The organism is Paenibacillus farraposensis (assembly GCF_020736845.1).
Taxonomy (GTDB): Bacteria; Bacillota; Bacilli; order Paenibacillales; family Paenibacillaceae; genus Paenibacillus; species Paenibacillus farraposensis.
In genome coordinates this window covers 679,123-688,217 of record NZ_JAFFQR010000112.1, presented here as the reverse complement: position 1 = coordinate 688,217, position 9,095 = coordinate 679,123, and the positions used below count along the sequence as shown (strand labels likewise).

The 9,095-nt window shown below is 40.8% G+C and carries 14 protein-coding genes and 1 pseudogene; 14 read left to right on the top strand and 1 reads right to left on the bottom strand.

Going from position 1 to position 9,095, the window contains the following annotated elements:
• Positions 1-258 precede the first annotated feature (258 nt).
• From JO375_RS21785 to JO375_RS21775, 3 genes are all read left to right on the top strand, one after another.
• Positions 259-1,446: a hypothetical protein gene (locus JO375_RS21785; protein ID WP_229526422.1), complete on the top strand. Its 1,188-nt coding sequence runs from the start codon at positions 259-261 to the stop codon at positions 1,444-1,446.
• Positions 1,447-1,460: 14 nt separating this feature from the next.
• The gene (locus JO375_RS21780) at positions 1,461-1,850 is read left to right on the top strand and encodes a hypothetical protein (protein WP_229526421.1); all 390 of its coding nucleotides are present in this window, start codon (positions 1,461-1,463) and stop codon (positions 1,848-1,850) included.
• Positions 1,851-1,960: 110 nt separating this feature from the next.
• Positions 1,961-2,074, top strand: a complete 114-nt coding sequence (locus JO375_RS21775; protein ID WP_010347020.1) for a putative holin-like toxin — start codon at positions 1,961-1,963, stop codon at positions 2,072-2,074.
• Positions 2,075-2,266: 192 nt separating this feature from the next.
• On the opposite strand, the gene JO375_RS21770 is transcribed toward JO375_RS21775, so the two are convergent.
• Complete coding sequence (locus JO375_RS21770; protein WP_229526420.1) at positions 2,267-2,938, bottom strand: hypothetical protein; 672 nt, start codon at positions 2,936-2,938, stop codon at positions 2,267-2,269.
• 139 nt (positions 2,939-3,077) lie between these two features.
• Between JO375_RS21770 and JO375_RS21765 the strand changes: the two genes are divergently transcribed.
• The 11 genes and pseudogenes from JO375_RS21765 to JO375_RS21720 all read left to right on the top strand — a co-directional run bounded on the left by JO375_RS21765 (position 3,078) and on the right by JO375_RS21720 (position 9,092).
• Positions 3,078-3,413, top strand: a complete 336-nt coding sequence (locus tag JO375_RS21765) for a YolD-like family protein (RefSeq protein WP_229526419.1) — start codon at positions 3,078-3,080, stop codon at positions 3,411-3,413.
• A gap of 75 nt (positions 3,414-3,488) precedes the next feature.
• Positions 3,489-4,205: a hypothetical protein gene (locus JO375_RS21760; protein ID WP_229526418.1), complete on the top strand. Its 717-nt coding sequence runs from the start codon at positions 3,489-3,491 to the stop codon at positions 4,203-4,205.
• Positions 4,147-4,668, top strand: a complete 522-nt coding sequence (locus tag JO375_RS21755; RefSeq protein ID WP_322098768.1) for an accessory gene regulator B family protein — start codon at positions 4,147-4,149, stop codon at positions 4,666-4,668. Before JO375_RS21760 ends, JO375_RS21755 begins: the two co-directional genes overlap by 59 nt.
• A gap of 4 nt (positions 4,669-4,672) precedes the next feature.
• Positions 4,673-4,804 carry a hypothetical protein gene (locus JO375_RS24660; RefSeq protein ID WP_267497800.1) on the top strand — a complete coding sequence of 44 codons (132 nt, stop codon included), beginning with the start codon at positions 4,673-4,675 and terminating at the stop codon, positions 4,802-4,804.
• Between the two features lie 11 nt (positions 4,805-4,815).
• Positions 4,816-5,529, top strand: a complete 714-nt coding sequence (locus tag JO375_RS21750; RefSeq protein ID WP_229526417.1) for a LytTR family DNA-binding domain-containing protein — start codon at positions 4,816-4,818, stop codon at positions 5,527-5,529.
• A gap of 317 nt (positions 5,530-5,846) precedes the next feature.
• The gene (locus JO375_RS21745) at positions 5,847-6,107 is read left to right on the top strand and encodes a hypothetical protein (protein ID WP_229526416.1); all 261 of its coding nucleotides are present in this window, start codon (positions 5,847-5,849) and stop codon (positions 6,105-6,107) included.
• Positions 6,108-6,165: 58 nt separating this feature from the next.
• A pseudogene (locus JO375_RS21740) lies at positions 6,166-6,534 on the top strand (CpaF family protein); the annotation flags it as partial.
• Positions 6,531-7,328 carry a type II secretion system F family protein gene (locus JO375_RS21735; protein WP_229526415.1) on the top strand — a complete coding sequence of 266 codons (798 nt, stop codon included), beginning with the start codon at positions 6,531-6,533 and terminating at the stop codon, positions 7,326-7,328. The pseudogene JO375_RS21740 and the gene JO375_RS21735, both read left to right, overlap by 4 nt.
• A 12-nt stretch (positions 7,329-7,340) precedes the next feature.
• Positions 7,341-8,219, top strand: coding sequence for a type II secretion system F family protein (locus JO375_RS21730; protein ID WP_229526414.1), 879 nt, complete (start codon positions 7,341-7,343; stop codon positions 8,217-8,219).
• Between the two features lie 13 nt (positions 8,220-8,232).
• On the top strand, positions 8,233-8,424 hold the full coding sequence (locus JO375_RS21725) for a Flp1 family type IVb pilin (protein ID WP_229526413.1): 192 nt from the start codon (positions 8,233-8,235) through the stop codon (positions 8,422-8,424).
• Positions 8,424-9,092, top strand: coding sequence for a TadE family protein (locus tag JO375_RS21720; protein WP_229526412.1), 669 nt, complete (start codon positions 8,424-8,426; stop codon positions 9,090-9,092). The genes JO375_RS21725 and JO375_RS21720 overlap by 1 nt, the downstream gene beginning before the upstream one ends.
• The last annotated feature ends 3 nt before the right edge of the window (positions 9,093-9,095 follow it).

Sequence of the window (9,095 nt, the reverse complement as noted above, 5' to 3'; positions counted from 1 at the left end):
AAGGACTACATGCTGTATGATCGTATCCTGACGTTTGAAGTAAGTGAATACTCTAAATAAAACAAAAAGCTCTGCTACCCTCGTGGTCGGCAGAGCTTTTATCGTTTCTAACAGGTTACGAAACTCAATTGTCGTCCATTTACCACGTTGAAAATATGTTTACTATTTAATATTTTTCGTATATATTAATATTTGGGAATTAAATTTCATAAATTTTTCCTATAGAGCTAGATTAGATTAACGGAGGAGATTACTTCAATGAGCATTTCATTAAGAATAGAACGCAAATCCGGTGGTGAACCAATCGAGTTTGTAAGAGGTGAGGTCATTGGTTTTACTTATAAGAATAATAGTTCCATAAATCTTTCAGCTAAGTCTCCGAACTTGACTCATTCACTACATATTCGAAGCAAAATTCCGCTTCATTCGCTCCCTTCAGTTATAAACAATGCGGATAAATCCAACATGCTGTATACATGGGCAAACACAGAATATAAACCTGATAGTGAGGATTACTATCGCAAATGTAATATCCAAATCGTTAGAAATGAAAATACAATCCGAGATATTACGTTTACACACGCTTATGTAGATGAGTATCAAGAACAGATTGATACCAGCAAAGAGATTCTTGAGTTTGAACTTGTTTTAAAACAAAAAGAAGATCAATTGGGAAAAATTCAGTACAGTCCTCAGGTAGAACCTAAGGAAACAAGAGAACAGGATCAGTCTGATGTTTCGCAGGAAGTGCTGGAAAATAGTAAGAATATGTTAGTGTATGCTGGACCGTTTGAATATCCTGTGTATGCTGGACCGTTTGAAAATCCTATGGTAGAACTAGATGCTGGACCGTTTGAAAATCCTATGGTAGAACTAGAAAAGACTTGGGTGCGAGGCGTAGAGAAGGTAAAGAAATCTACAGATACTGTAATACATTATCCTGATCGTAAAGTATTTACATCAGTAGCTGTTCCTATAGCCCGAAAGATGTACGGGAACATCACAGCCAATTTACTTCAACATTCACTTGATTACAAACCAGGAAATTTATACTTTAACGAGTGGTCATATGAGGCGCAGCAAATTAAAAAGTCTAAAGAGCACATCGCAATAGTTAATGATGAAGTCAAAGAAGCTAATGGTAAAAAAGTTAAAAGTTTTTCTTATAATGGATCTGCGCGATTAGAAAGTGATAAAGATTTATATAATGCTTTTCACAAGATGTATTATAAAATAAATGGAAACTACGTTGACGGGCAATGGAAAATTACTACAATATATTATGATAAATATAATTTCGAGTTTAATTTTAAACAAATGTTTACTGGGAACAACAAACTCGGTTGGGCTGCGGCCAATCTAACAAATATAATGGAATCATGGGGAACACTCAATGAGTATACGTCTTATGTTACAGTAACTGATACAAGAAAAGCTTGGAAGTGAGGTGTGAATTGCAGATGAAGCGTAGATATATCTTTATTTTGATCTTGGTCTCTCTACTAGTTATAACTACTACTATAATTTTTCTAGTAAATTTTTTTGATAATACGAACTATAAATACCCAGAAGGCACAGATACCGTAGAATATTTTGGTGACGGGACTTTTCAAATTTTGAGTGGGGGGCCGGGCGACCCTTTAATACTTTTTAATCATCTTGCTGCTCCAACGAAAAAAGCTGTTGATAATATTGTGTCATATAAGATAAAAAAAAATATCGTATATATGGTTGGGGAAAATGGCTTCATCAAATTGGATTCAAGTAACAACACATACGAGCAAAAGAAACGGATTTCCGACTTTACTTCCGAAGATAGAGAAATATTCAATGAATTAATGGAAAAATAAAAGTAAAGTCTCCAGACCTACCTAGAGCTTTTTTGTGGTATAATCTGGATTGTGCGACAAAACGGCTATATAGGGCGGTCGGCTAGTCTCCTGTAAAGGAGGTGATGCCTGTGGAGGTTAAGGATGCTCTGACATTAATGATGATGTTCGGCACGCTATTAGTAGCGTTGATCGGATTAATCGTTACGATTGTTATTGCGTTGAACCAAAACAAAAAGAAATAGACCGCCCTGTGCAAAGGTAGACGGTCTATTTCACTGACCCAAACCCGAGCCGACCGCTCTTATAGCGGTAAGTCGTGCATGGGGATCGGCTGCTACCGGTCCCTTTTTCTATTCTTATGGTAACATACAACGTTTATTCATGGCAATTGGATATCCTACAAAATTAAACCCCGGATTGCTCCGGGGTTGTTTTTATTTAAGCTCAAGTTTGACTGAATATTCTTTTCGTTTTTGGTTCATGCCTAGTCCGTCACCTTCGGTTACATACCATTTCATTTTAATCCACTTGATATCTGAAGCATGGCCGGGTTTTAAAAACCAAAAAATGATTCCGTCTTTAATAACGCCTTCTTCAATCTCGCCGCCGATGTGATCGGATATTACCATATCGGCTTGAACTTGTTCACCCGTAGATGTAACAAGCTCGGCTTTATCGGGATAAGTGGTGTATAAGTTTTTGGTCGTATTCTCAATTTTAAATTTTACCCCAACAGCAGTCGTATACTCAATTTTAAATTTTCCCCCAACAGCAGATGCAGTGAAATCGTTCGGGTCCTCTTTTTTAGGGGCGCGATCCGTTACTACTACTTTTTCTATACTAGATTTAACACCATTCCACGTGTCAGACCATTTTGCATCGTTATAATATGTCCAAATGTCGTCAGGCTTTTTCTCTGCTTCAACAGGCGCAGCCCCTTCTTTAGTAGTCGCAGGTTCAGCATTAGACGTTTCCTTAGCTGGCTGACTTTCTACTTTTGCCTGTGTAGGAGTTTCGTCCTTTATAGCGGTTTTGTCAGTTCCACACCCAGCAAGCAGGGTAACTGCTGCGATAGCTGCAACTGTTAAACTTAACGTTTTCTTCAACTTTTCTCCCCCTAAATAATCAATTTCTATGGGCATAGTCTATCAGACCTAGGAATATTTTTCTATATTTTATTTTCTTCCTTGAATGGAACATATGTTCGTAATATAATCGGTACATAACACATCAGGAGGTTACACCATGGGGAAGAAACTTGAAGACAACGGCTTTTGGGAAAGCTCACGCATAATTTTGCCTGAACATAGAGAGGGTATATTGCGTCTTATGAAAGAGGAACAGCGGCGCAGCAAGCCGGAACTTGATGACCAGGAAACGCGCTTGATTGAGAGAGCACTTATAGACTCATACAATCGCCGTACAGAGGTCACGGTTACTGTATTTGATCCGTTTGACGATATAACTATAGTAGGTGTAGTTACGTCAATTAACACCGGGCATAGGGAAGTAAAGCTGTCTCGCGGCGAGGATGATTTTAGTTGGATTAAGCTGGAGGATATTATATCGACAAATGTATAGTTTCTTTATTAAATCACTTGCTTACGCCTCATGCCGCCTTATAATAAGGATATATTGACAGTAAGGTGGTGCATTGTGTTAACAAAAGTAGGTTTTCTAGTGCTTAGCGTGCTGGAAGGGTTGGGTATAATTTTGTTCACTTTAAAGCTCTATATGTTGCCGTTAAAGCGATGGCATTTTAAACAGGTCGCGATTCTTGTAATATGTATGACCTTTTTTTCTTATTTAATGAGGGTGGTTTTCAACCTATCTGTGATTGATTTGCCGTTACAGTACGTGATTTATGTATTGTTCTCTCGCTATGTCTTTGGGATAAGGATGCATCTAGCGTCATTTATGTGGGGAGCTAGTTTAAGTGCATATGCTATGCTCCAAATGTTGATATACTACTGCTACGATATCTTAGGTTTGCTGCAGGTTGATGTGTTCAAGCAATCTACTGGGGTCCAAATATCGCTGCTTCAAGCTTCATCAATAGTTATGTTATATACAATTTCTTTTTTTCTAAAGTTTACGGGCCGTGGATTTTCGTTTATCGCCGATCCTCCCCATGATTTTTTTTCACCCACTAACTTTTCAGAAAGCCCAAACATGCAATATGTAATTGTCACACTTATCTCTACGGTGACTATCGTATCGGCTGTTTTTCTTTTGGCAAATGTGAATCCTTTAGGACTTCTCATAGTATCACTGTTTACTTTCACAATCTCTTACTTGTTCTCAAAAAGGAAGGATGCTAAAGATGCTATGGATGCTATCGAGGCATATCGCGAACGAAATAAAAAAGACTGATCCATATGGACCAGGGAGTGCTGAGGTATTAACCTATGCTATTGCGATAAAGCTAAACTGGTATTTATGTCTTATACTCACTGGTCTTTTGGGTTTTATACTGGGTCATTTTTTTGAGGCACTGCTCGCCATTATAGCATTCGCTGCATTAAGACGTTTTTCCGGCGGGGTACATCTAAAATCTCTTATGGTCTGCGCTATATTATGTGCAGTGGTATTTGCTGCTTTGCCTTTAATACCTGTTAATAAGGAGTTTACAATAATGCTAACAGCACTTTCTGGGGTAATAATCCTCTGGAAAGCGCCGAAATTTTTCGAAGAAGTAAATCCATCATGTTTTGACCCTTATCTTAAGTGGATATCACTTGCTATAATTATAGTCAATTTTTTAATACTATCTCCGGTAATTGCATTATCCTTTATGCTGCAAGCCATAACATTACTACCACAAGGAGGTGAATAAACATATGAAGAAAACAATAGCACGCACGCTGTCAAAATTGTTGGTGTCTGAAGCAAAAGGATATGCCAAAGGTCGTAAGCTCATCGCCGGCACTGTTAAAACACCACAAGAATTACTAAAATCTAAAGAAAGATAAATTTGTGTTGTATGGACAACAAAGAGATTTTTGCAACCGAGATCATACAAGATGGATTATTTGGAACACAATATTCGTTTTTTGAGCGCGATATAATAGGTATAGAAAGGTGGTTTCCTAAAAGTAATTATGAAATACCACTTTTCTATACCGCGACAGGCACCTTCACAGTCCCCACCACACATAAGGAAGTGGTTAGCGGGTTTCCTGATTTTGCTGGTGCAGATGTAGGTGTACTTGTTAATCTGAAAAGAGTGTCTACGATAGATACAGGTGACTTTGGTGGGCGGATTTTTTTTAATGGTAGTGATATGAGCACAGCGAATAAAGCTTCTTTACCCAATTTTGAACATTACATTGAGCAGGCTAAATGCCTCGAAGATGACAGAAGGTACATTTTTGCTACCCCTCATGTCAAAGGGGGAAAATCGAGTCTGCTCCCAGCTAAAGATATCCTATTCACGGATATGGTTGTACCGAAAAAGAACTACTACGTACCAAGGTTCCATTTTTCTGCAGGCGCGTTTGTCGTGGGACTTACTATTGCGGAGTGTAAAGCAGCTTTTCCGCATTTGTATCCTGCAACACAAGGTAATCTTATAAATTTAGACAAAGTTTCTGGATTTGATGTAAAGCCCTATGGGGTAACTGTACTTTTCAAGGATTCGGACTATACTTGTCCGATTTCGAACGATAAATACAAGAGGCTTAAAAAATATATCTGAACAAACACGCCCGGCCTTTGGTCGGGCTATTATCATATATTACACCGAAAGTCAACATAAATTCACCCTAGGAAAGCCCAAACGAATCCGTAGACATGTTTCGACAAATTTCGCGCGGTGTATGTGGTACGTTTTAGCAAGGATAGTTGTTTATCAAATATGTGGAAGGATGTGAAAAAAACGCCTCCCAAAGAGAGGCGCTTAATGTGGGTTGGCTATCCTGGCAGGGATGCCAAATCAGTCCCACGTCAAAATAATTCATCGTGAGTATACAGGTTATTTGTCTTTTTATCAATTGCTTCTTAGGAGATGAGTAGATGATCGAAACTTGGATAGAACCAGCAATCGAGAAAAGAGTGCAAGAGGTAATAGGTTTATGCGAGGAACAGACATTTCAGTTGAATGAAGAGTTTAATGAAATTCTCAAAAAGCTGAAAGAGGTTTTACCAAATAACAGTAGGGCCTTAATACTCAAGTTAGAAGATGCATTAATTCAGAATAGCATTAACTATGCAGACAAATGCTATAGGTTTGGATTTGAAGATGCACTAAATCTTATCTATACAAGTAAAAGGTAATGAAGTAAAACGCCCCAAAATCGGGGCGTTTTTTTAATACCATTTTGTATTAGAAAGGTCGTTATCAACCGGTCATGCGAATAATATCCGCGATATGGTCAGCAGACTGGAAACGATGGTGCTCAGCGGGGCTGAGCTTCCGCTAGGTGTAGTACGGCAGCAGATCAGCTCGGCCATTGATATATTTGTGCATCTGTCCCGGTTGCGTGACAAATCCAGACGGGTGCTGGAAATCAGTGAAGTGATTGGTTTTCAAAATGGCGAAGTGGCGCTTAATCCGCTCTATCGCTTTCAAGAACACGGAGAAAGTAAAGGGCAAATCATAGGAGGATTGGAACGTTGTGGTGAAGGCCTGCAGCACACCTTGAAGCTGCAAATGGCCGGGATAAAGCCGGAAGGCTGGCACAGGAGGGAAGTATCGGTATGAAGACAGGAATATCGGTTGTGAGGCCGGAGCAAGCATCCCGTCAGGTTACTTCTCTACCCGTTTATACGGTATATACCTTATCGACGATACAAAAAAGTATGTGCGTTATTTTGAGTGGTGTCCTATTCGCAATAATCGGCTATTTATTTTATCACCAATGGATAATATCGCTGCTTTGTGCTGCAGGGGCTTTGGCAATGCCTCGTTATTTCAGGCAATTTTTGCTGCAACGGCGCAGATCCGTTCTAAGCATCCAATTCAAGCAGGCTTTGTACTCGCTCTCTTCTTCTCTTTCGGCAGGAAGGTCGGTTGAGAATGCTTTTCGTGAGGCTGTGGAGGATTTGAGATTGCTTAGTCCGGATGGAGATCATGATCTGATTTTTGAATTTGGCATTATTACAGCCTGTCTTGAAATTGGTCAGCCCGTGGAGGACGCTTTGCAGGATTTGGCCCGCCGGGCGCAGATTGAGGATATTACGAATTTTTCGGATGTATTTGCGGCTTGTAAACGAACCGGAGGTGATCTGGTGGAGGTCGTGCGCCGGGCTTCAAATGTCATTGGAGAGAAGCTGGAAATCCAGCAGGAGATCAGTGTGATGATTGCGCAGAAGCGTTTTGAATCGAGAGTTATGTTTGCGGCGCCTTTTTTATTTGTCCTATTTATGACAATGACTGCAGGAGACTACATGATGCCGTTATACAGCGGTACAGGGATGATCCTGTCCACCTTTTGTCTGCTGGTGCTTGGCGGCTGTCTCGTGTGGATCAATTCCATTATGAAGATTGAAGTGTAAGGAGTGATAGCCATGGTGATGTTGGTTTGTCTGGTCATGCTGGTTCTGCAAGTGGGAGGTTGGGTGGTGCTGAACCGGATGTACGATGCTCAGTATGCACATTATCGCCATCTGAAGCTGGAAGGATTGCGGCTGCAAAGACTTTCGGTTCCTTTTATTCATATGATTCATGTTTCGCGTGCTACTCATAGACTGCCTGTGTTGATATTCAAGCTCCAGCGTTCAGTGCAAAAACTGTATGGTATGCGAAATAGCGGAGAAAAAACGATGCTTTTTCTCGCGGAAATGCTGGGTTACGGATATATAACGGCTGCTGGTGGAGCTCTAATCTCACTGTTGATGGGCGGAGACACGAGTGTGCTGGTAATTGGTTTGGGATTCGGCGTTCTAGTTCCAGTTGCGCTGGTCAAGGATTTATACGGAAAAGTACAGAAGAGGGATCAGCAAATTCTGATGGAATTGCCTGAATTGTTGAATAAAATAATGCTTTTAGTTGGTGCAGGCGAGACGGTACAACGGGCTTTGCTTCATTGTGTAGAGCGTAAAGGGACGGATACGGTGCATCCCTTGTACCGGGAACTCCGTCAGACGATAGGGGAGTGGCAAAGCGGCTATTCCTTTCAACAGTCATTTGAGCATTTAAGCAAACGCTGCGGCATTCAGGAGATGACGGTATTTACGACGACGATATTGCTGAATATGAGACGCGGCGGGAGTGATTTTGTGATCGCGTTACGCGAGCTGTCCAAGTCGTTGTGGGGCAAACGGACTTCGATTAGTCGGACAAGAGGGGAGCAGGCTTCATCTAAGCTGGTATTCCCGATGGCGCTCATTTTACTTACAGTGATCGTGCTGGTGGGTGCTCCCGCTTTAATGATGATGAATATGTAGGAGGAATGAAACGATGTTGACATTAGGAACCGGCAGTATCCGCAAATTATACGAGGATGAGGACGGTCTGGGTACGCTGGAGATGATTTTGATTATTGCAATCTTGATTGCAGTGGCAATTATTTTCAAGGATCAGATTAAGAAGATTGTAGAAGGCCTGCTGAAAAAGGCAGATAAAAAAAGCAACGATTTTATGGACTCATAATGCCGGTCAAATTGGCACAAAAAGAGGACGGGAGCTTCTCGTTGGAAGCATCTCTCGTCTTTCCTACTCTGTTATTGATCATTTTTGTGATGTTATTTTTCTGCCTGTACATTTACCAGAAATCCATACTGATACAGGTTGCTTCTACCGCATCAGAAAGAGCTGCTTATAGTTGGGATAACAGTTTCAGGGACCCGCATACAGGAGCTTTTACGCAGGGACAACGGGATTCGCTATATTGGCGTTTGAAGGATGATGTCATGCTGGACTTTTTATTTAGTTGGGCCGGGAATAATCATTCAGAAAGTGTACAGGTGCCTACAGACAGTGATACAGGCTCACTGCCTGCTCAGAAGTTGTCTCATGCCGAAAACGAAATGCCTGCGGGTATGCAGGGACATATGACATATGAGAACAGTTTCGTTCACCGTAAGGTTACAACGGAGTTAAATAAGATCGTAAAAGTGCCTTTATTGAACAAGTTCCTGGATCAGACAGATTTACAGGGGAAAATGAGTTCGGGTGTGGTTGAGCCTGTGGAATGGATTCGTACAGTAGAGATGGTGAGGTATTACGGTGCAAAGTTTATGGATAGGGGCACAGGGGAAAAGGTAGAGCCGTCAGTTGCCGGACAAGTATTAATGCAATATGGTCAGAATGTTAAGTAAGGA